The sequence below is a fragment of the Neisseria sp. DTU_2021_1001991_1_SI_NGA_ILE_055 genome, from assembly GCF_032342915.1.
Taxonomy (GTDB): domain Bacteria; phylum Pseudomonadota; class Gammaproteobacteria; order Burkholderiales; family Neisseriaceae; genus Neisseria.
Genome location: NZ_CP135440.1, coordinates 2,335,559 through 2,359,198, shown reverse-complemented (window position 1 = coordinate 2,359,198; position 23,640 = coordinate 2,335,559). Strand labels below are relative to the sequence as shown.

At 51.9% G+C, this 23,640-nt stretch carries 24 protein-coding genes and 1 other RNA gene; 20 read left to right on the top strand and 5 right to left on the bottom strand.

Annotation, left to right across the window (positions count from 1 at the left end; all coding sequences use genetic code 11):
• The first annotated feature begins 6 nt into the window (after nucleotides 1-6).
• From RRV97_RS11235 to murU, 20 genes are all read left to right on the top strand, one after another.
• Complete coding sequence (locus RRV97_RS11235; protein ID WP_314059974.1) at nucleotides 7-1,179, top strand: glycosyltransferase; 1,173 nt, start codon at nucleotides 7-9, stop codon at nucleotides 1,177-1,179.
• Nucleotides 1,172-1,789 carry a sugar transferase gene (locus tag RRV97_RS11230; protein WP_036492790.1) on the top strand — a complete coding sequence of 206 codons (618 nt, stop codon included), beginning with the start codon at nucleotides 1,172-1,174 and terminating at the stop codon, nucleotides 1,787-1,789. The genes RRV97_RS11235 and RRV97_RS11230 overlap by 8 nt, the downstream gene beginning before the upstream one ends.
• On the top strand, nucleotides 1,776-2,750 hold the full coding sequence (locus RRV97_RS11225) for an ATP-grasp domain-containing protein (protein ID WP_315611556.1): 975 nt from the start codon (nucleotides 1,776-1,778) through the stop codon (nucleotides 2,748-2,750). Before RRV97_RS11230 ends, RRV97_RS11225 begins: the two co-directional genes overlap by 14 nt.
• Nucleotides 2,743-3,435 (top strand): HAD family hydrolase, encoded by a 693-nt coding sequence (locus tag RRV97_RS11220; protein ID WP_036492784.1) that lies wholly within the window; start codon nucleotides 2,743-2,745, stop codon nucleotides 3,433-3,435. The genes RRV97_RS11225 and RRV97_RS11220 overlap by 8 nt, the downstream gene beginning before the upstream one ends.
• 13 nt (nucleotides 3,436-3,448) lie before the next feature.
• Nucleotides 3,449-4,228 (top strand): methionyl-tRNA formyltransferase, encoded by a 780-nt coding sequence (locus RRV97_RS11215; RefSeq protein ID WP_049322614.1) that lies wholly within the window; start codon nucleotides 3,449-3,451, stop codon nucleotides 4,226-4,228.
• Nucleotides 4,221-5,396, top strand: coding sequence for a DegT/DnrJ/EryC1/StrS aminotransferase family protein (locus tag RRV97_RS11210; protein WP_315611555.1), 1,176 nt, complete (start codon nucleotides 4,221-4,223; stop codon nucleotides 5,394-5,396). Before RRV97_RS11215 ends, RRV97_RS11210 begins: the two co-directional genes overlap by 8 nt.
• Before the next feature lie 109 nt (nucleotides 5,397-5,505).
• On the top strand, nucleotides 5,506-7,407 hold the full coding sequence (locus RRV97_RS11205) for a polysaccharide biosynthesis protein (protein ID WP_188212277.1): 1,902 nt from the start codon (nucleotides 5,506-5,508) through the stop codon (nucleotides 7,405-7,407).
• 43 nt (nucleotides 7,408-7,450) lie between these two features.
• Nucleotides 7,451-8,578 carry a polysaccharide export protein gene (locus tag RRV97_RS11200; protein WP_070836772.1) on the top strand — a complete coding sequence of 376 codons (1,128 nt, stop codon included), beginning with the start codon at nucleotides 7,451-7,453 and terminating at the stop codon, nucleotides 8,576-8,578.
• 169 nt (nucleotides 8,579-8,747) lie between these two features.
• Nucleotides 8,748-9,197: a low molecular weight protein-tyrosine-phosphatase gene (locus tag RRV97_RS11195; protein ID WP_004520878.1), complete on the top strand. Its 450-nt coding sequence runs from the start codon at nucleotides 8,748-8,750 to the stop codon at nucleotides 9,195-9,197.
• A gap of 26 nt (nucleotides 9,198-9,223) precedes the next feature.
• Entirely contained in the window at nucleotides 9,224-11,383 is a 2,160-nt protein-coding gene (locus RRV97_RS11190) for a polysaccharide biosynthesis tyrosine autokinase (RefSeq protein WP_315611554.1), read from the top strand.
• A 135-nt stretch (nucleotides 11,384-11,518) separates the two neighbouring features.
• Nucleotides 11,519-12,508 (top strand): NAD(P)H-dependent glycerol-3-phosphate dehydrogenase, encoded by a 990-nt coding sequence (locus tag RRV97_RS11185; RefSeq protein ID WP_315611553.1) that lies wholly within the window; start codon nucleotides 11,519-11,521, stop codon nucleotides 12,506-12,508.
• Between the two features lie 74 nt (nucleotides 12,509-12,582).
• Nucleotides 12,583-12,906, top strand: coding sequence for a hypothetical protein (locus RRV97_RS11180; RefSeq protein WP_036492772.1), 324 nt, complete (start codon nucleotides 12,583-12,585; stop codon nucleotides 12,904-12,906).
• A gap of 11 nt (nucleotides 12,907-12,917) precedes the next feature.
• Entirely contained in the window at nucleotides 12,918-13,220 is a 303-nt protein-coding gene (locus RRV97_RS11175) for a cell division protein ZapA (protein ID WP_315611552.1), read from the top strand.
• Between the two features lie 7 nt (nucleotides 13,221-13,227).
• Nucleotides 13,228-13,408, top strand: a non-coding RNA gene (gene ssrS, locus RRV97_RS11170) — 6S RNA.
• Nucleotides 13,409-13,586: 178 nt separating this feature from the next.
• Nucleotides 13,587-14,018, top strand: coding sequence for a 50S ribosomal protein L13 (rplM, locus tag RRV97_RS11165; protein WP_003684605.1), 432 nt, complete (start codon nucleotides 13,587-13,589; stop codon nucleotides 14,016-14,018).
• A gap of 12 nt (nucleotides 14,019-14,030) precedes the next feature.
• Nucleotides 14,031-14,423, top strand: coding sequence for a 30S ribosomal protein S9 (rpsI, locus tag RRV97_RS11160; protein ID WP_003681515.1), 393 nt, complete (start codon nucleotides 14,031-14,033; stop codon nucleotides 14,421-14,423).
• Between the two features lie 94 nt (nucleotides 14,424-14,517).
• Entirely contained in the window at nucleotides 14,518-15,027 is a 510-nt protein-coding gene (locus RRV97_RS11155; RefSeq protein ID WP_315611551.1) for a protein disulfide oxidoreductase, read from the top strand.
• Nucleotides 15,028-15,367: 340 nt separating this feature from the next.
• Nucleotides 15,368-15,805: a homoprotocatechuate degradation operon regulator HpaR gene (gene hpaR, locus RRV97_RS11150; RefSeq protein ID WP_003681518.1), complete on the top strand. Its 438-nt coding sequence runs from the start codon at nucleotides 15,368-15,370 to the stop codon at nucleotides 15,803-15,805.
• Between the two features lie 10 nt (nucleotides 15,806-15,815).
• Entirely contained in the window at nucleotides 15,816-16,316 is a 501-nt protein-coding gene (hpaC, locus tag RRV97_RS11145; RefSeq protein WP_070625197.1) for a 4-hydroxyphenylacetate 3-monooxygenase, reductase component, read from the top strand.
• An 87-nt stretch (nucleotides 16,317-16,403) separates the two neighbouring features.
• On the top strand, nucleotides 16,404-17,099 hold the full coding sequence (gene murU / locus RRV97_RS11140) for an N-acetylmuramate alpha-1-phosphate uridylyltransferase MurU (RefSeq protein WP_315611550.1): 696 nt from the start codon (nucleotides 16,404-16,406) through the stop codon (nucleotides 17,097-17,099).
• 89 nt (nucleotides 17,100-17,188) lie between these two features.
• Here the strand turns inward: murU and rarD are convergent, their stop codons facing one another.
• The 5 genes from rarD to RRV97_RS11115 all read right to left on the bottom strand — a co-directional run bounded on the left by rarD (nucleotide 17,189) and on the right by RRV97_RS11115 (nucleotide 23,465).
• Nucleotides 17,189-18,094 carry an EamA family transporter RarD gene (rarD, locus tag RRV97_RS11135; RefSeq protein ID WP_315611549.1) on the bottom strand — a complete coding sequence of 302 codons (906 nt, stop codon included), beginning with the start codon at nucleotides 18,092-18,094 and terminating at the stop codon, nucleotides 17,189-17,191.
• A 176-nt stretch (nucleotides 18,095-18,270) separates the two neighbouring features.
• On the bottom strand, nucleotides 18,271-19,341 hold the full coding sequence (tsaD, locus tag RRV97_RS11130; RefSeq protein WP_204788774.1) for a tRNA (adenosine(37)-N6)-threonylcarbamoyltransferase complex transferase subunit TsaD: 1,071 nt from the start codon (nucleotides 19,339-19,341) through the stop codon (nucleotides 18,271-18,273).
• 99 nt (nucleotides 19,342-19,440) lie between these two features.
• Nucleotides 19,441-20,628, bottom strand: a complete 1,188-nt coding sequence (gene ccsB, locus RRV97_RS11125) for a c-type cytochrome biogenesis protein CcsB (protein ID WP_315611548.1) — start codon at nucleotides 20,626-20,628, stop codon at nucleotides 19,441-19,443.
• Nucleotides 20,621-22,573, bottom strand: a complete 1,953-nt coding sequence (locus RRV97_RS11120) for a cytochrome c biogenesis protein ResB (RefSeq protein ID WP_315612264.1) — start codon at nucleotides 22,571-22,573, stop codon at nucleotides 20,621-20,623. The genes ccsB and RRV97_RS11120 overlap by 8 nt, the downstream gene beginning before the upstream one ends.
• 268 nt (nucleotides 22,574-22,841) lie before the next feature.
• Nucleotides 22,842-23,465, bottom strand: a complete 624-nt coding sequence (locus RRV97_RS11115) for a c-type cytochrome (protein ID WP_003749030.1) — start codon at nucleotides 23,463-23,465, stop codon at nucleotides 22,842-22,844.
• Nucleotides 23,466-23,640: the final 175 nt, after the last annotated feature.

Genomic DNA, 23,640 nt, shown 5'->3' with positions numbered 1-23,640 from the left:
TGAAACATGAACATTACCATCGTCGCCCCTTATTGCTCGCTGCCGTCCGAGCCGCATTTCAACCGCTTCTGGTATCTTGCCGAGCTGTTGTCGCAGTCGCATGACGTATTGCTGATTACCAGCAACTTCAAGCACTACGACAAATCTTTCAGACGGCCCGAAGATGCAAAGGCCGCCTCACAAGGCCGTCTGAAAGTGATGTTGTTGGAAGAAAGCGGATACAGCAAAAACGTGTCTTTAGGGCGCGTGACCAGCCATCACCGCTTCGTCAAACATTTTGAAAAATGGTTGGAAAACTGCCGTCCGGGCGAGCAAGACGTCGTCTTTTCCGCCTATCCGCTGATTGCCACCAACCTGCTGTTGGGCAAACACAAAGCGCGTTTGGGCTACAAGCTGATTGTCGATGTGCAGGACGTATGGCCGGAGTCCTTCTCTTCGGTCGTACCGTTTTTGAAAAAAGTACCGCACAACCTGCTGCCCTTTGCTTCGCGCGCCAACCAGGCCTACCGCTACGCCGACGCGCTGGTTGCCGTATCGCAGACTTATCTCGACCGCGCCAAAGAAGCCAATCCGAACGTACCCGGCGAAGTCGTCTATATCGGCGCGGATTTTCCCAAACTCGATGCCGCGCCTGCCAAAGATTTTGGCGACGACAAAACCCGCTTCTTCTACTTGGGCACGCTCAGTTACAGCTATGACGTGGAAACCGTGTGCAAAGGCGTTCGGAAACTGTTGGATGCCGGCGAAAACGTCGAATTGCACATCATGGGCGGCGGCCCCGATTTAGACAGGCTCAAACAATACGCCTGCGACGGCATCAAGTTTTACGGCTACATTCCTTACGCCGAAATGATGTCGGTCGCCAAAGGCTGCGACATTTCCGTCAACGCCATCCACTCTTACGCCATGCAGTCGATTACCAACAAACTTTCCGACTATATGGCTTTGCAAAAACCAATTCTGAACAGCCAGGTCAACGACGAAGTTGCCGAAGTCCTTACCCTGCTGCCGCACGCAAACTACCGTTCCGGCGATGTGGACAGCTTCGTTCAAGCCGCCAAAGATATTTTGAAGCGTAAAGACGATCCTGTTCAGTCCGAAGAAATCGTCCGCCGCTTCAAGCGCGACGTTGCCTATCAAAAAATCGTCAACCTGATTGAAAGATTAGCTCATGAATAAATTTTTCAAACGCCTGTTTGACATTGTTGCCTCCGCCTCAGGGCTGATTATCCTGTCGCCTGTGTTTTTGATTTTGGTGTACCTCATCCGCAAAAACTTAGGCTCGCCCGTGTTCTTCATCCAAGAGCGGCCGGGCAAAGATGGCAAGCCGTTTAAAATGATTAAATTCCGCTCTATGCGCGACGCAATCGATAAAGACGGCAACCCGCTACCGGACAGCGAGCGCCTGACCGATTTCGGCAAAAAATTACGTGCCACCAGCTTGGACGAACTTCCTGAATTATGGAATGTCTTAAAAGGCGAGATGAGTTTGGTTGGCCCTCGCCCGCTGCTGATGCACTACCTGCCGTTGTACAACGACTTCCAAAACCGCCGCCACGAAATGAAACCGGGCGTAACCGGTTGGGCGCAAGTCAATGGCCGCAACGCTATTTCATGGGACGAAAAGTTCGCCCACGATGTTTGGTACATCGACCACTTCAGCTTCTGGCTGGATATTAAAATTTTGTTCCTGACGGTTAAAAAAGTCTTCGTCAAAGAAGGCATCTCAGCCGAAGGAGAAGCCACTATGCCTTATTTCACGGGTAATAAAACTGATGAAAAAAAATAACATACTGATTCTGTCGGCAGGCCGCCGCGTCGAATTGGTGCAGGACTTCCAAACCGAAGCCGCACGTTTTTCAGACGGCATCGGCGTATTTGCCACTGACCTCAATCCCCACATGTCTTCAGCCTGTCATGTCGCCGACCGCGCTTTCAGCGTACCGCGCATCGACGCAGCCGAATACATCGACAGCATTTTCAAACTGGCCAAACAACACAACATCGGCCTGATTGTGCCGACCATCGATACCGAACTGCTCAAGCTGGCCGAAGCACGCGACCGTTTTGAAGCCGAAGGAATACACATCGTCATTTCCGACGCCAAACTGATTACCCTGTGCCGCGACAAGCGCCTGACCGCAGGCCTGTTTGCACAATACGGCATCCGTTCGCCTGAAATTTACGAACGAGACCGCCTGGCCTTCCCGTGTTTTGCCAAGCCTTATGACGGCAGCCGCGCCATCGGTGCGAAAAAAATCAACACTCCGGCCGATCTGACTGCCGACATTGCAGAAGATCCGAAAATGATGTTCGCCCAATACATCGATATTGAAAATGCTTTTTCCGAGTTTACCGTCGATATGTATTACGACCGTCAAGGCCGTCTGAAATGCGCCATTCCTCGCGAACGTTTGGAAGTGCGCACCGGCGAAGTCAGCAAAGGCGCAACCCGACGCAATACCCTGTATGAAGAGTTGGTTGAAAAAATGGCCGTATTGGAAGGCGCACGCGGCTGCATTACCGCGCAATTCTTCGTCAGCAAAACCGACAATACGACCTACGGCGTGGAAATCAACCCGCGTTTCGGCGGCGGTTTCCCACTGACTTACGCCGCAGGCGGCAACTATCCGGGCTGGCTGATTCAAGAATATATCGGCGGACAAGACATTCCCTTCTCCGACGACTGGGAAAACAATTTAATCATGCTTCGTTATGATGCTAAGGTTTTGGTAAGAGAACATGATTAAGCCGGAAGAATCCGTCATCGTTTTTGACCTTGACGATACGCTTTACTCCGAACATGACTACAAATGCTCCGGAATACGGGCAGTTGTAGAGATGATTACGTCGCTTTATCCGCAATACAATGCCGGCGTACTATATGAAATTGCCGACAATAAAAGTAAAGACTGGCTCGACAATTTGTGTCATCATTGCAAATTAAACGAATCAGAGAAACAATCACTCTTGTGGCAATATCGGCTGCATCGGCCTGCCATCCGACCCTATGTCGAACCGTCTTTTTTACGGAAGCTGATGCGCCCTTTTGCCGCACGCGCCCTGATTACAGACGGCCGCAGCCTGACACAGCGGTTGAAAATACAGGCCTTGGGCCTGACCGATTTGTTTGACGACATTTTGATTTCGGAAGCCATGCAATCGGAAAAGCCCGACGACAAGCGTTTCGTTTTCCTGCAAAACAAATATCCGGCCGCAAAACGTTTTATTTACATCGGCGACAACATCAAAAAAGATTTTGTCGCCCCCAACAAACTGGGTTGGCTCTCCATAGGCATCATGCCTAAGCCGCACAATATTCATCAAGCCGAGCCCGAGCAATACGGCCGTGAATACCAGCCCACCCTTTGGATAAACACCCTGGAAGAATTGACTACACTGACAACTTCCGCCACCGAAAAAGCAAATGCATAAGGGACATTTCTCCATGAAAATCTTATTTATGGGTCGTAAACAGGTTTCCGCCAACCTGCTTCGTTTTTTGACCAAACAAGACCATATCGAAATCGTCGGCGTTTTGACCGACAGCCATCTGCAAGGCTCGCCGACCACGGCTGCCGCGCAGGAATTGGGCCTGCCCCTGTACACCTTCGATACGGCTTTGGAAGCAATGCGTGAAGGCCGTCTGAAATACGATTTGGGCTTGTCCGTCCTTTACTGGCGCAAGCTGCGTGATGAATTCCTGAGCATTCCGACTTTGGGCACGATCAACTTCCACCCTGCGCTGCTGCCCGAATACAAAGGCACAGGCGGCTACAACCTGGCCATCATGGATGAGCTGAACGAATGGGGCAACACCGCCCACTACGTCGATGCCTCCATCGACACCGGCGAAATCATCGAAGTGGACCGCTTCCCCATCGACGCCGAAACAGAAACCGCCCAATCGCTCGAACGCAAAACCATGCAGGCGCTGGAGCCGTTCGCACAACGCATCATCGCCCGCGCCATCGAGTCGAAAACCAAATTGCCGACCACGCCCAACATCGGCGGCCGCTACGTCAGCCGCGACGAAATGGAAGCCATGAAGCAAATCCTCGACGGCGACAATATCGAGAAGAAAATCCGCGCCTTCTGGTTCCCTCCTTACGACGGCGCATACGTCGAAATCAACGGTCAGAAATACACCCTGATCAACCGCCAACTGCTGGAAGAAATCGCCCCCAAAGGCTCAACCAGTCTTTTCGCAGGAAAAACAAATGCTTAATACATCACTCTCCCCATGGCCAAGCTTTACTCAAGAAGAAGCCGATGCCGTTTCCAAAGTCCTGCTGTCCAACAAAGTCAACTACTGGACAGGTACGGAATGTCGCGAATTTGAAAAAGAATTTGCTGCCTTTGTCGGCACGCAATACGCCGTCGCCCTTTCCAACGGTACGTTGGCTTTGGACGTAGCCCTCAAAGCAATGGGCATCGGCCAAGGCGATGATGTGATTGTCACTTCGCGCACCTTCTTGGCTTCAGCGTCCTGTATCGTGACCGCCGGCGCCAATCCGGTTTTCGCCGATGTCGATTTAAACAGCCAAAACATCAGTGCCGAAACCATCAAAGCCGCGCTGACGCCAAACACTAAAGCCATCATCGTGGTTCACCTTGCCGGCATGCCTGCCGAAATGGACGACATCATGGCTTTGGCCAAAGAACATAACTTGTGGGTTATCGAAGACTGCGCCCAAGCGCACGGTGCGAAATACAAAGGCAAATCTGTCGGCTCTATCGGCCATGTCGGCGCTTGGTCGTTCTGCCAAGACAAAATCATGACCACCGGCGGCGAAGGCGGCATGGTCACCACCAACGACAAAGAGCTGTGGAGCAAAATGTGGTCGTACAAAGACCACGGCAAAAGCTACGATGCCGTGTACCACCGCGAACACGCACCCGGTTTCCGCTGGCTGCACGAAAGCTTCGGTACCAACTGGCGCATGTTGGAAATGCAGGCGGTCATCGGCCGCATCCAGCTCAAACGCATGCCTGAATGGACGGCGCGCCGCCAAGAAAACGCCGCCAAACTGGCTGAAAGCTTGGGCAAATTCGCCAGCATCCGTTTGGTTGAAGTGGCCGACTACATCGAACACGCGCAATACAAGTTCTACGTTTTCGTCAAACCCGAACACCTCAAAGAAGGCTGGACGCGCGACCGCATCGTCAGCGAACTGAACGCGCGCAAAGTCCCCTGCTATCAAGGCAGCTGCTCCGAAGTGTATTTGGAAAAAGCCTTCGACAACACGCCTTGGCGTCCGAAAGAGCGGCTGAAAAACGCTGTCCAACTGGGCGACACCAGCCTGATGTTCTTGGTACATCCGACCCTGACCGATGAAGAAATTGCGTTCTGCAAAGAAAACATAGAAGCCGTATTGACTGAAGCCACGGCATAATCATTTTCAGACGGCCTGCAACTTCAGGCCGTCTGAAAAAAGCAAAACAGCCTGCTTCAAACAATCCGTACCAAGCCACATTACAACACTCAGACACAAGAAATATAAAATGAACTTGGAAACCCTGCTGGCTCTGCCGCGCAATCTAAAAAAAACCTTCTTCGTCATTCACGATATCTTGATGATCTTCGTGGCGTTTTGGTTTGCCCAAAGCCTTAAAGTGCAATACTCCGACGAATGGTTGAGTATCGCCAACTGGCTGGCTTTCGGCAGCACCGCGTTGCTGACCATCATCCTTTTCATCCGTATCGGCCTCTACCGCGCCGTTACGCGCTTCGTCAGCGTCCGCGTCCTGACCGCCGCCGCATTCGGCAGCATTATTTCAGCGGTCTTGTTCTGCCTGACCACCCTGGTTTTTGAACAAAAACTGCACCTTGCCCTGCCCATCGTCTATTTCTTGGTCTTGGTGGTCGGCGTGACCAGCTCGCGCATGATCCTGCGCGCGATTCTGACCGACCACCACCGCAAACAGATGACGCCCGTCATCATCTACGGCGCAGGCCAATCCGGCCGCCAATTGTTGGAAGCCATCAAACAGGTTAACGAATACTCGGCCATCGCCTTTGTCGATGACAACCCGAAAATCCAACGCACCGTCATCTATGACCTTGCCGTCTACAACCCCAACGAAATCCCGATGCTGATCAGCCGCTACGGCGTACGCAAAATTCTGCTGGCGATTCCAAGTTCTACGCCTGAAGAACGCAAAGACATCATCCGCCGCCTCGAAGCCTACAAATGCGAAGTCCTGACTATTCCGGGCATGAAAGATTTGGTGGACGGCAAAATCAGCGTCAGCTCATTGAAAAAAATCTCCGTGGTCGATTTGCTCGGCCGTGCCCCTGTGGCACCGCGCCCTGAATTGATGAGTGCCGACATCAGCGACAAAGTCGTGATGGTGACCGGCGCAGGCGGCTCTATCGGCTCCGAACTTTGCCGTCAAATTCTCAACTGCCGTCCGACCAAACTGCTGTTGTTTGAATTGTCCGAATTCGCCCTGTACAGCATAGACAAAGAATTGCGCGAAACCCAAGCCGCGCAAGGCAGCCAAGTCGAAGTCGTACCGCTTTTGGGTTCGGTTCAAAACAAAGAACGCCTCAGCAGCGTCATGAAGGCCTATCACGTCGATACCGTCTATCATGCCGCAGCCTACAAACACGTCCCTATGGTCGAGTTCAACACCATCGAAGGCATTCAAAACAACGTGTTCGGCACACTCTGCTGCGCGCAGGCTGCCGTAGATGCGGGCGTTTCAACCTTTGTTTTGATTTCCACCGACAAAGCCGTCCGCCCGACCAATACCATGGGCGCCAGCAAACGCATGGCCGAACTCTGCCTGCAAGCCCTTGCCGCCGAGCCGGAACAAAAAACACGCTTCTGCATGGTGCGTTTCGGCAATGTATTGGGTTCGTCCGGCTCCGTTGTCCCAGTATTTGAAAAACAAATTGCCGAAGGCGGTCCGATTACCCTGACCCACCAAGACATTACCCGCTACTTCATGACCATTCCCGAAGCAGCGCAACTGGTTATCCAAGCCGGCGCAATGGGTAAAGGTGGCGACGTCTTCGTCCTCGACATGGGCGAATCCGTCAAAATCATCGACCTTGCCCGTCAAATGATTGTCCTCAGCGGCCTCAAAGTCAAAGACGAGCAACACCCGCACGGCGACATTGAAATCAAGATTACCGGCCTGCGCCCGGGCGAGAAACTTTATGAAGAACTGCTCATCGGCGACGAGGTGCAAAAAACCACTCATCCCCGGATTATGACCGCCAGTGAAGTAATGCTTCCATGGACGCAATTATCTGACATACTGTCGGAACTCCAAACCGCTTGTCTCCAAAGCGACCAAAACAGCCTGCGCCAGCTTCTGCTGCGCGCACCGACAGGCTTCGTACCTAAAGACGGCATCTGCGACTTGGTTTGGCAACAAAACAACAAGGCCGTCTGAACATTTTCAGACGGCCCGGACACCATACTGCAAGGACTACTACATGAAAAAAACGCTTTCCCTGCTTACTCTATTTGCACTGGCTGCCTGTAACAGCACGACAGTCATTCCCGGTTCGACCATCAAAACCCGAACCAAAACCATTGTTTACACCGACAACGACACCGCAGCCGATACCAACCTCGACAGCCGCGTTGCCGTTTACCCCATCACGCCTAACCTGATTGAAAAAATGCGTACGCCGCCCGTACTTTCCCAAGCCAACCAAGGTTTGGAGCAAAGCAAGAGCGCTTACCGCTACCGCATCGGCAGCGGCGACGTCCTCAACATCATGGTTTGGGCGCATTCCGACCTCAACTCCCCCATCCAGCAAAGCAACCCGCAAACCAACCAAGTCAGCCGCGGCGCTTGGGTGGATGAGGGCGGTTACATCACTTACCCATTGGCAGGCAAAATCCAAGCCAAAGGCAAAACTTTGGACGAATTGCAAAACATCTTGACCAACCTTTTAAGACGCTACATCAAAAACCCTCAAGTCGCCATCAACGTTACCGAGTTCCGCTCGCAACGCGTTTCCGTTTCCGGCGCCATCAACCAAGCCGGCCAATTGCCGATTACCAATATCCCGATGACCATTTTGGATGCCATCAACCAAGCCGGCGGCGTTACCCAAAGCGCCGACACCCAGCACATCAAATGGACGCACAACGGCGTCGACCGCACCATCTCCCTGCAAAACATGCTGCAATACGGCGATATGTCGCAAAACCACCTCCTCAGCCATGGCGACATCGTTTACGTTCCTAACAGCAGCAACAACAAAATCTACATCATGGGCGAAGTCGGCAAACAAGCGACCCTGCCGATCGGCAACCACGGCCTCAACCTGACCCAAGCGCTCGGCGAAGTGGGCGGCATGAACCAAGCCTATGCGGATGCAACCGGCGTATTCGTAATCCGCCGCGTACCTGAAGATGCGGCCAAACCTATCCACATCTACCAGCTCAACCTGAAAGATGCGACCTCTTACGCGCTGGGCAGCGAATTCAAACTGCGTTCCGAAGACACCGTTTACGTTACCTCCGCCCCGGTTACCCGTTGGAACCGCGTAATGTCACAAATTACCAACTCCATCAGCAACGTCAACACCCTCGACAATACGTTTAAATAAGCAGTGGTTCCTGCTGTCAGACCCCGTTTGACAGCAGGATACAAAATCACGCACAATCCGACCAAATTACATAAACGGCATATAAAAGCCGTACACACCGCACAAACGGAAAAGCAGTACCTTATAGTCTGACTCACGCTTTTTTCAGACCATAAACCGAAACAATATCATGTACCACAACATACTCATTGTCTGCCTAGGCAACATCTGCCGCTCCCCCACCGCAGAGCGGATTATGCAGAAAAAACTACCCGGCCACCGCATCAGCAGCGCCGGCATAAAAGCACTGGCAGGTAAGGATGCCGATTTCCAAGCCATCAAAACCGCACTCAAACACGGCGTTATCGTTGCAGGCCATACGGCACGCCAACTGACTGCCCAAATGTGCGAACAGGCCGATTTGATTCTCGTCATGGAGCCCTGTCAAATCGACATGGTGGCCGACATCCATCCGCCGGCACGCAGCAAAACCATGCTGTTTGCCCAATGGTTGCCGAAGAAAACCGTACCTGACCCATACAAACAAAGCAGCGAAATGTTTGAAGCCGTTTTCGAACAGCTCAATGCTGCCGCAGACACTTGGAAAACCAAACTAAACGGAAAAACTCAACCGGTATAAAACCGGCATGAACAAGAAAGCAAGCAATGAAAAAAACGACCTACACACCTTATAGCGCAGACAACGACGAAATCGACTTCGGCCAACAGCTCCGCGTCATTTGGATGCACAAATACAAAATCCTCGCCGCCCTGCTTGCAGGCGGCATACTCGGCGCGGCCTTCAGCCTGGCATCCACCCCGCAATACCGCGCCGACGCCATGTTAGAAATTGAAACGCGGCAAAACCAAATCCTGACCGAAATCAACAACATCTTCAACAACCAAACCACGCCGTCTGAAGCAGAAGTCGAGCTGGTTCAATCACGCCTGGTGCTGGGTAAAACCGTTGACGACCTCCAACTCGACCAAGAAGTCAAAGCCAAATACACGCCCGTTATCGGCAGCCTGATGCACAATCTCAGCGGCAACCCCGATCCCAAACTGACCGTCGGCAACTTTACCGTACAAGAAGAATGGTTCAACAAAACCTTCACGCTGACCGTCAAAAACAACAAAGCCTATACCCTCACCCTGCCTGACAAACGCGTCGTCGAAGGCAAGGTCGGCGTACCTCTGAAAATCAACAACCAAACCATCCTCAAAATCGATCAAATCCTGGCCGATCCGGGCCAAGAGTTTGCGTTGACCAAATTCTCACGCATCAGCGCCATCGAAAACATCCAAAGCAAACTGGCGGTCATCAGCAAAGGTAAAACCAGCCCCATCATCAACCTTACCTTTACCGGTACCGACCCTAAACGCACCAGCGTCATCCTCAACAGCATTGCCGACAACTACGTTGCGCAAAACCGCGAACGCGACGTCCAAGTCGCATCCAGCGGCTTGGCTTTCATCAGCGAAGAATTGCCACGCCTGAAAGAAACCTTACAAGACGCTGAAAACAAACTCAATGCCTACCGCCAACAATCAGGCTCCCTCGACATCCCGCTCGAGTCCAAAGGCGCATTGGAAAGCCTGACCGGCATCGAAACCCAAATTACCCTGCTCAAAACCGAAGAAGCAGGGTTGGCCGAGCTGTACACGCCGGAACACCCTTCCTATAAAGCCGTATTAGACAAACTCTCCGTCCTCGAACGCGCCAAAAACAAAATCAACCAACAAATCGCCGAATTGCCCAATACCCAACAAGAAGTCATCCGCCTGACCCGCGACGTAGAAACCAACCAAGCAACCTACGTCCAACTGTTGAGCAAACAACAAGAGCTCAACATCATGAAAGCCAGTGCGCAAGGTAATGTCCGCATCGTCGATTATGCTTACGTCCCTGAAAACCCGGTTGCACCGCGCAAAGCCGTCATCACGCTCCTGAGCGCACTTGCCGCAGGCTCGTTGACCGCTTTGTGGCTGATGATCCGCAACCGCATGAAAAACGGCATTACTTCATCCGAAGAAATCGAAAACCTCAACTTAGAAGTCGTTGCTCTTGTTCCGCACTCCAAAACCCAGCAAAAACGCGACTTCTTCAAAAACAAATTCAAGAAAACCGGCGGCCGTTCCAACTATCTGCTGGCCAGCGAAGACCGTACCGATACGGCCGTCGAAGCCATTCGCGCCCTGCGCACCAATATCTACTTCTCCATGCTGGACGCGCCCAACAACGTCCTCATGATTACCGGTGCCGCGCCTGAGGCAGGTAAATCCTTTATCTCCGCCAACCTCGCCGCCGTAATGGCGCAATCGGGCAAACGCGTCCTGCTTATCGATACCGATATGCGCAAAGGCTACCTCGACCGACTCTTCGGCCTTACCCCCGAGTTCGGCTTGTCCGACATCCTAAGCGGCAAGGCGGCTCCGGCCAAAGCCGTACAAGAGACCGGCATTGAAAACCTCCACCTCATCAGCAGCGGCAGCTATCCCAGCAATCCGTCCGAGCTTTTGATGGACAACCGCTTCAACGAGTTGCTCGCCCACGCGCGCCAACGCTACGATTACGTCATCTTGGACACGCCGCCCGTATTGGCCGTGACCGACGCCGTCATCATCGGCCAACATGCCGGCACCGTCCTGATGATCAGCCGTTATGCACACACCCGTGCACGAGAGCTTGAGGCCAGCGTCGAACGCCTCAAACAAAACCACATCAACATCAAAGGTGTCGTCCTCAACGGCATGAAGCGCGAAGCCAACAACAGCTACGACTACTACGCCTACGATGCCTACCATTCCGGCAACAATAAATCATAAACCGAAGCAGGCCGTCTGAACTTTCAGACGGCCTGAGGCTTTTTAAACGGCACAAAATGTTTTTCACAAACGCCGCCCTTGCACCCCAAAGCCGTTTGTTTTAAAGTAAGCCCCGTTCCCATATGGAAGAAAAACATGAAAATTACCGTCATCGGCGCAGGTTCGTGGGGTACAGCTCTCGCGTTGCACTTTGCGCACCACAACAATGAAGTCGCCCTTTGGACACGCAATCCCGACCAAATCCGCACCCTGCAAGCAGACCGCGAAAACAAACGCGGCCTGCCCGGCTTCCCTTTCCCCGAGTCCCTGACCGTTTATGCCGATTTGGGCGAAGCGCTGAAAGATAGCCAACTTGCCTTGATCGTTACCTCCGTAACCGGCCTCAGAAGCAGCGCCGAGCTGCTCAAACAGCATAACGCCGCCGACATTCCCGTTCTCGCCGCCTGCAAAGGTTTTGAACAAGATACCGGCCTTTTGACTTTCCAAGTACTGAAAGAAGTCCTGCCAAACAATAAAAAAATCGGCGTTCTCTCAGGCCCGAGCTTTGCCCAAGAACTGGCCGCCCAACTGCCTTGCGCCGTCGTTCTCGCCTCCGAAAACAAAGAATGGGTGGAAGAAACCACCGCCCAACTGAACACCAACGTAATGCGCCTGTACGGCAGCACCGATGTCATCGGCGTTGCCGTGGGCGGTGCCGTTAAAAACGTCATGGCGATTGCCACCGGCCTTTCAGACGGCCTCGAATACGGACTCAATGCACGCGCAGCCCTAGTAACGCGCGGCCTCGCCGAAATCACCCGCCTTGCTATCGCCATGGGCGCGCAACCCAAAACCATGATGGGTTTGGCCGGCATCGGCGACCTTATCCTGACCTGTACCGGCGCACTCTCGCGCAACCGCCGCGTCGGCCTCGGCCTCGCAGAAGGCAAAGAATTGCATCAAGTGCTTGTCGAAATCGGCCACGTTTCCGAAGGCGTCAGCACCATCGAAGAAGTCTTCAACACCGCCGCCAAATACCAAATCGATATGCCCATCACCCAAACCCTGCTGCAACTCATCCGCAAAGAAATGACCCCGCAGCAAGTCGTTGAACGACTGATGGAACGAAGCGCGCGCTTCGAATAAACGGTCGCACCGTCTGCCATTCAGACGGCCTGACGCACAATATGACGGCCATCAGGCCGTCTGAAGGGAAACACATGAACCAATCACTGAACAATCTGGAAATCAACGTTTACCAACTTGTCCAAAAATTTGAAACGCTGGTATCAGAAAACCGCCGTCTCAACGAAGAAATCGACAGACTCAAACTTGAGCAAGAGCAACAAAAACGCCAACACGACGCAGCCATTGACGAACTCAGCGAAGCCTTGCTGGTTCAAGTCGGCAAACTCAAAGAAGACCTGCAAAGCAAAATTGACAGCCTGACCGTCGAAAAAGAAAACTACCGCAACGCACTGGCCCAAAGCGCAGACCAAATCCGCAGCCTCATTGCCCGACTGCCCCAAGAAACACAACAATAAAAGGACGCCCCGTGAGTATCGAACAAGTCAATCTCGACATCATGAATGTCAACTTCACCATCAACACGCCGAGTGAAGAAAAAGCCACCCTCCTGCAAGCCGTTGAAATGCTCAACAAAAAAAGCGACGCGATTAAAGAAAGCGGCCGCATCGTCGGCACGGACAAAATCGTCGTCATGGCAGCCCTCAACGTCGTACACGACCTTTTGAAAACCACCCTCAACGACGATTTGGCAATCGGTGAATTTGAGCGTAAAATAACCGACATGAGCAACGCGTGCCAAAAAGCACTGGCGCGCTTGGAGCAAAACTAATTTCCCCTTTTCCCTGCGGTGTTCGCGAAGGCATATATTCCTTTGAACCAATACGTTCGCTTTAGGTTGCCGGGAGTTGTAGTGGGCGCGAGCGTCCGTTTGCCGGACGCACCCGAAACTACCCGAGGTGACCGCCTTGTCAGCAAGGTTCAAGCGGATTCAGCCCAAACGGCACTCGTGGGGATTCCCTAAAAAAGCCATACCGAAAGGTGTGGCTTTCCCCTTTCCGAGTAAAGACTTTCGTAAAGATTTCCGGCCGTCTGAAAAAACCGCATATTCATGCATCAAACACGCTCAATTAAGATTGACAAAAACCAATCTCCTCTTTAAAATCCATAACTTTCTATATATATCTGGATTCCAACCATGAAAACCTTCTCTGCAAAACCCCATGAGGTGAAGCGCGAATGGTTCGTCATTGACGCAGAAGACAAAGTTCTGGGTCGTGTCGCAGCCGAAGTCGCACACCGTCTGCGCGGCAAACACAAACCCGAATACACCCCTCACGTTGATACCGGCGACTACATCATCGTCATCAATGCAGACAAACTGCGCGTGACCGGTGCTAAATTCGAAGACAAAAAATACTTCCGTCACTCTGGTTTCCCAGGCGGCATCTACGAGCGCACTTTCCGCGAAATGCAAGAGCAATTCCCTGGCCGCGCTTTGGAACAAGCCGTAAAAGGCATGTTGCCTAAAGGTCCTCTGGGCTACGCCATGATCAAAAAACTGAAAGTGTACGCCGGTGCCGAACACGGCCACGCTGCACAACAACCTAAAGTTTTGGAACTGAAATAATAAGGACACGACATGAACGGTAAATACTACTACGGCACAGGCCGCCGCAAAAGTTCAGTGGCTCGTGTATTCTTGACTAAAGGTACCGGCCAAATCATCGTAAACGGCCGTCCCGTTGACGAATTCTTCGCACGTGAAACCAGCCGCATGGTTGTACGTCAACCTCTGGTTCTGACTGAAAATGCCGAATCTTTCGACATCAAAGTTAACGTAACCGGCGGCGGCGAAACCGGTCAATCCGGCGCTATCCGTCACGGCATCACCCGCGCCCTGATCGACTTCGACGCAGCCCTGAAACCAGCTCTGTCTCAAGCAGGCTTCGTTACTCGCGATGCTCGTGAAGTTGAACGTAAAAAACCAGGTTTGCGCAAAGCACGTCGTGCAAAACAATTCTCCAAACGTTAATACGTTTTCAGAATCGAATCAAAAGCCTTGCTCTGCAAGGCTTTTTTCATTTATCAAACAAACAATCATTCAATCTTTTTTCACGGCACAATACATGAAGAAAACCCTGCTCCACTACACCAAATCATTGCTTCAGGCCGTGATTATTTTCATTTTTCTCTCCTTGATTGTCGACTGGGTACGCAAACCCGACCAACCCTTACAATCAGCAGCGCAAACCCTCACGCTAACCAACGGACAAACCACTTCCCTCCAATCCTTCAGCCAGAACCGTGTTGCCATTGTTTACTTCTGGGGTAGCTGGTGCGGTATTTGCTCGTACACATCGCCGACCATAGAAAAACTGCATCAAGACAATATTCCGACTCTGGGCGTAGCCTTACGCTCCGGAAGCAACAATGATATTGCCCGCCATATGCAAGAAAACAATCTATCCTTTCCAAACGTCAACGATTCAGACGGCCTGATGGCCCAAAAATGGAATATCGCCGTCACACCGACCATTATCATATTAAAAGATGGAAAAATGATTCATCACACATCCGGACTTTCCAGCTACATCGGCTTAAAAATCAGAATTTACTTAGCAGACATCTTCGGCTAAATTCATTGAAAATCCACTAAAAATAGAAAATCCAAAGAATCATCTCCGCCGAATATATTTACCCTATTCCACTTCATAAATAAATAAACTATCTCTTTCCCGATAACATATGATTTTGTTGAGATTATAAAGAAAATAGACTAAGATATAACCATAAGAACAATTGGAAACATTATTATCAAAACAAACTGTTAGAGATCTTCATCTAATATTGTGGCCGTGATGCTTTTGTTCCCATAGACCCGGTTGCCGACGGCAGCCTTAAAACAGCAATATTCGCCTTTATTAATTTACCTCACGCTTCAACGGTTTGATTTTTGATAACCCCGGAGACTTAGTAATGCCCAACCAATCTAAACATGCATCTATCAATATCGGTCTGATTCAGGCAAGGGAAGCATTGATGACCCAATTCCGCCCTATTCTGAACCAAGCCAATATTACTGACCAGCAATGGCGTATCATCCGGCTCTTAGCGGAAAACGGCACACTCGACTTTCAAGACTTGGCCAATCAGGCCTGCATCCTCCGTCCCAGCCTGACCGGCATTCTGACCCGCTTGGAAAAAGCAGGTTTGGCCGTGCGCCTGAAGCCTTCCAACGACCAACGCCGCGTTTATCTGAAACTGACGCCCGAAGGCGAGAAACTCTATGAGTCCACCGGCGCATTGGTTGACGAGCGCTATGACGCAATTGAAAAAGTCCTTTCCAAAGAAAAAATGGCACAACTCAAAGAACTCTTGGCAGAGCTGGCAAAAATCGAACAGGCATTAAAATAAAGCGAGCCGGATGACAGATTCAACACACACACTCAAGAGATCCTTCCGAGATGCCATGGCCTCCTGTGCCGCCGGTGTACACGTTATCACGACAGACGGTGAAGCAGGGCGCTATGGCATTACCATGACTGCCGTCACCGCCGTTACCGACGAGCCGCCGACGGTCATGCTGTGCATCAACCGCCAATCCGCCATCATCCCCATCCTGCAGGGCAACCGCGATTTGTGTATCAACACGCTCAACGACAGCCAGCAGGATGTCGCCGAACACTTTGCCGGACTGACCGACCTCTCGCCCGAAGAACGCTTCGAATACCATATTTGGCACAGGGGGCAAACCGGACAGCTCGAAGTCGAAGGCGCGCTGGCGCACCTGCACGGCAGCATTGTCGATCAACGCGAAATCGGCACGCATTACGTCTTTTTCGTTCAGATCAACGAAATCCGCAATACCGACACGCAAGCGCCGGCATTGCTGTATTTCCGTAGGCAATTCAAATCTTTGGCATAAATAAAGGTCTCAGACCGTCTGAAACATCGGTTTCATTTTTTCAGACGGCCTGAGACTTTTTCTGTTTCATACATTATAGGCACACCCATGAAAGCAATGATATTGGCCGCCGGTCGCGGCGAGCGCATGCGCCCCCTGACCGACCACACGCCCAAACCTTTACTCGAAGTAGCAGGTACGCCGCTTATCGGCTGGCACTTACGCCGCCTGCGGAAAGCAGGTTTCACTGAAATCGTCATCAACCATGCCTGGCTTGGCCAGCAAATCGAAGAGACATTGAAAGACGGTTCAGCCTACGGCGTACACATTGCCTATTCTCCCGAACGCGCCGGAGGCCTGGAAACTGCCGGAGGCATTGCCACCGCCCTGCCGCTTTTGGGCGACGAGCCGTTTTTGGTCGTCAATGGCGACGTATTGACCGACATTGATTTCCAAGCTGCACGACTGGCTGCCCAGCGCATACAGGAACACAACCTTCTCGCCCATTTGTGGCTGGTGGACAATCCGCCCCATCATCCCGAAGGCGACTTCGGCCTGCTTTCAGACGGCCTGGTATCCGCATCATCCACAAACGGCCAAGCCATGACTTTCAGCGGCGTGGGTGTTTATCATCCCGCGCTTTTCAAAGACACACCGGCACACCAGGCTGCCAAGCTTGCCCCTCTGTTGCGTCAAGCCATGAGCCAAAACCAAATCAGCGGCGAACACCATAACGGCCTTTGGTTGGACGTCGGCACAGTCGAACGCCTGCAAGAAGCCGACCGTATCGCCCAAAGCTGGTAAAACAAAAGGGACGTATCCGATACGCCCCTTTTAATATTCAAGGCCGTCTGAAAACATTGATCAAATCATTTTCAGACGGCCTCAATCCATCAATCAAATTTTGCCAATTTCTTTTCTTTCTTCATTCCCAACAGGCCATTGGCAATCATCACGCACAATCCCGACCAAATCAGTCCGTAGCCGATCAATGCGCCGCCTTGCACCGGCTCGTCCAGCCACACAATCGACACAATAAAAAGCAATACAGGCTCCAAATAGCTCAACATACCGAACACCGCCACCGGCAGCAACTGATTTGCCTTCAAATTCAAATGCATGGATATTGCACTATTAAAACCCAGCAAAACAATAAAAAAGATTAAAACCGGTTTGGCCGCAATCATCGCCGGCGTATCCGTTGCCAGCACAATATACGCCAACGCAAACGGCGTAATCATCATCAAATCAAAGGTCAGCCCGATTAAGGAAGGCACGCCCAGCTTGCGGCGCAGCAGATAATAAAACGGATAAGTACCGAACACCCATACAGTCGTCCACGAAAACGCACCCGACCGTAACAATTCACATGCCACGCCTGCACATGCCAATACAACGGCAACCATCTGCAATCGGTTTAAACGCTCTTTAAACCAAATCCGCCCACCCAGCATCATCGCCAAAGGAAACAGGAAATAACCCATGGCGATGTTTACCCCCTCCCCATTGACCGGCCCCCAGACAAACAGCCACAACTGGCTGGCAAATATCGGCGTCGGCAATACAATCAACAGCCACCGCTTCCAATCGCGGCCGACGCCATAAGCAAAACGCATTGCCGCCTGCCAACCGTTGACCATGGTCATCAGCACGCACAAAGCCGACAGCATGGCAACCATGCGCCAGGCAAACACCTCCGTCCCCGTCATCGGCCTCATCCACATGCCGTACAGAAACAGCATGGAAAACAACAAATTGGACGCTACCGCAGCCAGCAAACCTTTGGATAAATTCGTCATTTCAGACGGCCTTTTGCAATCAATCAAAGTTAATATTGTAGAAAAAACGGATGAAAAAATTACTCATCTTTTTGAATGAAGTTTTACCGCAAACATCTATTTCATTAAAGGCCGTCTGAAAACCCTGTCTTCAGGTTTTCAGACGGCCTTTCATTACATCGAAGCAGTCTAATGCATCAACCCTGCTTCACAATATCCGACAGCGGCCAGCGCGGCTTGACATTGAATGCACCGACAGCCTGACGCTCGGCAAGACGCATCGCGCCGGCAAAGGCAATCATTGCGCCGTTGTCGGTACAATATGCCATCGGTGGGAAATAGACATTGATTTTTTCTTCCTGCGGCTTGGGTTTGCCTTTTTCAGACGGCATCTTGACGGTCAAGCGCGAAAATTCATCGCGCAGTTTCCAGTTTGCACCCACACCGCCGGCAACCACCAAAGTTCTGAAACCGGTATCCAACAATGCTTTTTTGGCTTTGGCCGCCAACACATCGACTACCGCATCTTGGAAGGCGCGGCAAATGTCGTTGCGTGTTTGTTCCGGAATTTCATCGCTGCCGGTTTCGGCGCGGACTTTTTCGACAGCGGTCAAAACGGCGGTTTTCAAACCGGAAAAGCTCATCTGCAAATCGTGCGAATGCAGCATGGGGCGTGGGAACGTGAAGGCATCAGGCGTGCCGAGTTTGGCCAACTCGGATAATTTGGCACCGCCGGGATAAGGCAGCCCCAACAGCTTGGCCGTTTTGTCGAACGCCTCGCCTGCCGCATCGTCCACGCTCTCACCCAGCAAGGTGTAATCGCCGATACCGCGTACAGCCATAAATTGCGTATGTCCGCCCGACACCAGCAAAGCGACAAATGGAAATTCAGGCTTGTCGTCTGCCAACAAGGGTGAGAGCAAATGGCCTTCAAGATGGTGGACGGGGATAACGGGCTTGCCGATGGCAAATGCCAACGCATTGGCAAAGCCTGAACCGGCCAGCAATGCGCCGCCCAAGCCCGGGCCTTGCGTAAAGGCAACCGCGTCGATGTCGGCATAGCCTACGCCTGCTTCCTTCAAGCAACCTTGCGTCAACGGCACCACACGGCGGATATGGTCGCGGCTGGCCAATTCGGGGACAACGCCGCCGTATTCGGCGTGCATCGCCATCTGGGTGTGCAAATGATGCGCCAACAGGCCGCGCTCGGTATCGTAGAGCGCAACGCCGGTTTCGTCGCAAGATGATTCAATTCCTAATACCAACATGGTTTGAGGCCGTCTGAAAAAATGATTAAAAACGATTCAGACGGCGTTTTCTCCGAAAACGGAAAAAGGCCGTCTGAAATAAAGTGCGGAATAAGCGGTTTACAAAGTGCCGTAAGAGTGCAGGCCGCTCAAGAACATATTCACGCCGATAAAGGCAAAGGCGGTAATGACCAGGCCGATGACCGCCCACCAAGCCAACACTTTGCCGCGCCAGCCTGCCACCAGCCGCAAATGCAACCAGACCGCGTAATTCAGCCAAACGATGAATGCCCAAGTTTCTTTCGGGTCCCAGCTCCAATAGCGGCCCCACGCGTCGGCCGCCCACAATGCGCCGAGAATGGTGGCAATCGTGAAGAACAGGAAACCGACGGCAATCGCTTTGTACATGACTTCTTCAATGACTTGAGATTGCGGCAGCCATGATTTTTTGCCCGCATCTTCTTTTCTGAGCGCCAACAGTTCGGCAATACCCAGCATGGCGGCGATACAGAATGCACCGTAGCCGATAAAGTTGGCCGGAACGTGGATTTTCATCCACCAAGACTGCAAAGCAGGAATCAGCGGCTGAATGGTATGCGCCTCGCGCGAAACGCTGTACCACAAGACAAATCCGACCACGACCGCCATAAAGCTGAAGACAAATCCGCCCAGTTTTTGTACGGCAAAACGGCCTTCGTAATAGAGATACATCAGCGCCGTAATGACCAAGAACAAGATGAATACTTCGTAAAGATTGGAGACTGGAATATGGCCGGCATCGGGACGCAGCAGATAGCTTTCATGCCAGCGTACCAGCAGGCCGACAAAGCCCGCCATCGCGGAAACCCAGGCAAACACGCTCCCCATGCCCAAAAGCGTATTGGTCGGCACATTCTTGCGCACCGCCGCTATCGCGCCGACGATATAGGCAAACAAGGCAAAGAACACAAACGCGCATTGCCACATAATCGCCGACTGGCTGCTTAACAGGTATTTGAGCAGGAAGCCGTCTGCGCGTTTGATGTCGCCGCCATACAAATCAACGGCAAAATACGCCAGGCACACGCCCACAGGGATAAACCAGCGCATCGGTTTGAAAAACCAACCCAGAAAAACGGCAATACCGGCACTCGCCCACAAAATCACCATTTCGTAGATGTCCATGTGCAGACCGGCCTGGGTTTGGGCAATAAACGCACCGATGGCAATCAGCAGTGCGAATGCCCAGTCGAAGAGGTTGAGGTTTCGGATAAATGATTTGTGTGTCAGAAGCTCATGCTCGGGCAAGGCCTGATGTTTGTTATTCATGGTTCAAATCCTTGGCAAGCTGCTGCAATTGCCGTGTGTGTTGCGGAAATTCTTTCTGCAAGTCGCGTTCGTTGCGGCTGGAAGACATGGCAAAACGGATACGGCCGTCTGAAAACAGCAGCCAAGCGCGTTTTTCACGAATATAGAACATAAACACCGTACCCAACACTAGCAATACCGAACCCAGATACACCAAGAATGCGCCCGGCGAACGGGTCATCTGCAATCCGGAAGAGCGCACTTCGGAATAGCCGTCCAATTGCAGCAACATCGGCGCAGGATACTCGGTCAAGCCGGTGTAAGCATCCATTGCATGCAGCAGGAAGCGGTTGCGCTTTTCGTCTTGCGGCCAAGCCGGCAGGTTGTATGTACTGATCGTGTCTTCCAAAGCGGCGTTCATCACGCCATAGAGCATCTCGTAGAAATAGCCCTGCATTTTTTCCTGCTGGTCTTTGGGAATATTGGTGGTAACAAATTTGTCCAAAGCCAAATAGCCGCCTTTGGCAAAAATCGACAAGGTATTTTCCGCCGCCGCCATGAATTGCTCGCGGATTTCGGCGGGCGCGCCTTTGACGGCGTTGGCAACAGTTTTACGGCGTGCCGCATCGTCTTTCAAATATTGGCGCAAAGCCATAAAGGTATCGATTTTACCGTTTTTATCCATCGGAATGCGCAACCAGCGGTATTGCTGCGCCAAGCCGCTGCGCGTGCCGGTAATGAAGAAATAGTCTTCATCTTGTTTCAGCGGCAACATATAGTTTTTATATTCGACCGCCTGCCCCGCTTTGTCGCGGATGCGGTAAACGATAGACGGGCCGATATTGGTGTATTTTTTGTCCTCCTGACGGACGGAGCGAACATCGTTGAGGGCGGATTTCAGGTTTTGCTCTTTTTCAGACGGCTCGCTCATGTCTTCGACGTTCATCGAAGTAAACTGGTCGAATTCCAGTTTATAAGAGGTCTTGCCCAAATCCAGCGGAAACTCGCGCATGGAAGTCGCTTTGAGTTTGACCGGAGTGCGGTCGGCATCGGCCAGATTCCACGCTTTAAACGTCAAGTCCGAGCCGCCGTCGGCGAAACTTGCCTGATAAACCGTAATACCGTGCAACGTCAAAGGATGGTTGACGCGGATGGTGTGTTCGCTGACTTTGCCGGTCGCCTTGTCCGTGACTTCCAAGTCGCTGGCGAAATCGCGCGGCATACCGGTATCGTAAAAATCAATATGAAATTTCTTCAATTTGACGGAAAACGGCAAGTCTTGCACGAGTATGCCGTTATCCGCATTCAGAAACACTACGTCCGCGCTCTGCCCTTCCGAAATATTGACATTGCCCCTAAACGACAAATTGGACGCACCCAACACGCTTTCGGGCTTAAAGTCTTTGGCGTAAACCGCCGTATTGTCCGGCACGACCCGGCCGGTGAGCATGCCGATTTTCAGCAGGATGTTGCTGTCTATCAAACCGCCCAAACAAATCACAATCAGCGCGGCATGGGCAAAGATATAGCCCCATTTGTTCATCGCGCCTTTTTTCGCCGCCACCAAAACCGAACCGTCTTCACGCGTAACGGTTTTGCAGCCGTAGCCCTGCACTTCCAAATAACGTTGTGCAACTTCGGGCGTTACCTGTCCGTCTAAAACGATGGAATGACGCATTGCCGCCAGCGATTTTTCCTTGGCGTTTTCACGGAAGGAACGAATCTCGCGCAAAAACGGCGGAACATTGCGAATCAGGCACAATCCGGTGGAAATCACCAAAAACATCATGATGACAACGAACCACGCCGAGGCGTACACGTCGTACAGGCCCAAAAAGCCGAAAATCTGCGACCAAAACGGGCCGAATTTCACCAAATAATCGACTTGCGGCTGGTTTTGCTGCAAGACCGTACCGATAATCGAAGCCACGCCCAACAGGCTGAGCAGGGCGACGGCAAAACGCATGGAGCTGAAAAAGGCAAACCACGGTCTGCGGATGAGTGGGACGGATGATGAAGATTTACTCATGTCTCAAATGTCGGCTTGGGGCAACCCGATTGATGGAACGGACTGCAATGACGTGTGATGCGAAAGGAAGAATACTGCATATTGCAGTAAAAATCTTGCCGTCGCTATTTGAAAAAACCAATCAGGCTTATCGGTTTATATTGGCTAAGGCCGTCTGAAGGGTTTTCAGACGGCCTGTATCAATAAACTCGTTTCAGAACGAAATTTAGTGCAAACCTTGAATAAAGTTGGCTACTGCGTTCAACTCTTCTTCGCTCAGGCGGTTGGCAATATCGGCCATGATGGCGTTTTTACGTTGGCCAGATTGGTAAGCTTTCATTTGCTCGACAACGTAAGCTTTGTGTTGGCCGCCCAGACGAGGATAGGCTTGGATTTCAGTACCGCCGCCAGGGATACCTGCGCCGCTAGGACCGTGGCAAGACATACATGCCGGCAGTTTTTTAGCGCTCAGGCCGCCGCGATAGATTTTCGCGCCCAGCTCCGGGTTTTCTTTAGGATTGGCTTCGCCCGGTTTGCCTTGTTGTTTGGCGTAGTAGGCGGCAGCGTCGCGGATGTCTTGTTCGGACAAGTTCATCACCATCGGTTTCATCACGCCGGCAGCACCGTGGGTACGGGTACCGTCTTTGATGGCCATGGTTTGGCCGTAGACGTAGGCCGCAGCCTGACCTGCCAGTTTAGGATAAGTTGCGATACCGCTGTTACCATCGGCTGCGTGACACGCCGCACAGATAGTAGTCGCTACCTGTTTGCCTTTTTCAGCATCTGCTTTAGGTGCAGCGGAAACCGCACCGGCAGCCAATACCAAGGCCAATAAAGTCAATCGTTTCATGGAGTGCTCCTGATTACAGCATTGCGTACCGCGTCAATGCCTTTTTTATACTCAAATACCGGGGAATTTTCCCGATTAAAACCGATAATTCTATAAACGTGCTATTCTATACCAAGTTTACATTAAATTACTACTCAAATTACCAAACTGCTGCAACATAAATGCCCGATACAAA

Coding starts and splice junctions, on each gene's coding strand:
- RRV97_RS11235 (WP_314059974.1), top strand. CDS start 7: ATGAACATTACCATCGTCGCCCCTTATTGCTCGCTGCCGTCCGAGCCG.
- RRV97_RS11230 (WP_036492790.1), top strand. CDS start 1,172: ATGAATAAATTTTTCAAACGCCTGTTTGACATTGTTGCCTCCGCCTCA.
- RRV97_RS11225 (WP_315611556.1), top strand. CDS start 1,776: ATGAAAAAAAATAACATACTGATTCTGTCGGCAGGCCGCCGCGTCGAA.
- RRV97_RS11220 (WP_036492784.1), top strand. CDS start 2,743: ATGATTAAGCCGGAAGAATCCGTCATCGTTTTTGACCTTGACGATACG.
- RRV97_RS11215 (WP_049322614.1), top strand. CDS start 3,449: ATGAAAATCTTATTTATGGGTCGTAAACAGGTTTCCGCCAACCTGCTT.
- RRV97_RS11210 (WP_315611555.1), top strand. CDS start 4,221: ATGCTTAATACATCACTCTCCCCATGGCCAAGCTTTACTCAAGAAGAA.
- RRV97_RS11205 (WP_188212277.1), top strand. CDS start 5,506: ATGAACTTGGAAACCCTGCTGGCTCTGCCGCGCAATCTAAAAAAAACC.
- RRV97_RS11200 (WP_070836772.1), top strand. CDS start 7,451: ATGAAAAAAACGCTTTCCCTGCTTACTCTATTTGCACTGGCTGCCTGT.
- RRV97_RS11195 (WP_004520878.1), top strand. CDS start 8,748: ATGTACCACAACATACTCATTGTCTGCCTAGGCAACATCTGCCGCTCC.
- RRV97_RS11190 (WP_315611554.1), top strand. CDS start 9,224: ATGAAAAAAACGACCTACACACCTTATAGCGCAGACAACGACGAAATC.
- RRV97_RS11185 (WP_315611553.1), top strand. CDS start 11,519: ATGAAAATTACCGTCATCGGCGCAGGTTCGTGGGGTACAGCTCTCGCG.
- RRV97_RS11180 (WP_036492772.1), top strand. CDS start 12,583: ATGAACCAATCACTGAACAATCTGGAAATCAACGTTTACCAACTTGTC.
- rplM (WP_003684605.1), top strand. CDS start 13,587: ATGAAAACCTTCTCTGCAAAACCCCATGAGGTGAAGCGCGAATGGTTC.
- rpsI (WP_003681515.1), top strand. CDS start 14,031: ATGAACGGTAAATACTACTACGGCACAGGCCGCCGCAAAAGTTCAGTG.
- RRV97_RS11155 (WP_315611551.1), top strand. CDS start 14,518: ATGAAGAAAACCCTGCTCCACTACACCAAATCATTGCTTCAGGCCGTG.
- hpaR (WP_003681518.1), top strand. CDS start 15,368: ATGCCCAACCAATCTAAACATGCATCTATCAATATCGGTCTGATTCAG.
- hpaC (WP_070625197.1), top strand. CDS start 15,816: ATGACAGATTCAACACACACACTCAAGAGATCCTTCCGAGATGCCATG.
- murU (WP_315611550.1), top strand. CDS start 16,404: ATGAAAGCAATGATATTGGCCGCCGGTCGCGGCGAGCGCATGCGCCCC.
- rarD (WP_315611549.1), bottom strand. CDS start 18,094: ATGACGAATTTATCCAAAGGTTTGCTGGCTGCGGTAGCGTCCAATTTG.
- tsaD (WP_204788774.1), bottom strand. CDS start 19,341: ATGTTGGTATTAGGAATTGAATCATCTTGCGACGAAACCGGCGTTGCG.
- ccsB (WP_315611548.1), bottom strand. CDS start 20,628: ATGAATAACAAACATCAGGCCTTGCCCGAGCATGAGCTTCTGACACAC.
- RRV97_RS11120 (WP_315612264.1), bottom strand. CDS start 22,573: ATGCGTTTTGCCGTCGCCCTGCTCAGCCTGTTGGGCGTGGCTTCGATT.
- RRV97_RS11115 (WP_003749030.1), bottom strand. CDS start 23,465: ATGAAACGATTGACTTTATTGGCCTTGGTATTGGCTGCCGGTGCGGTT.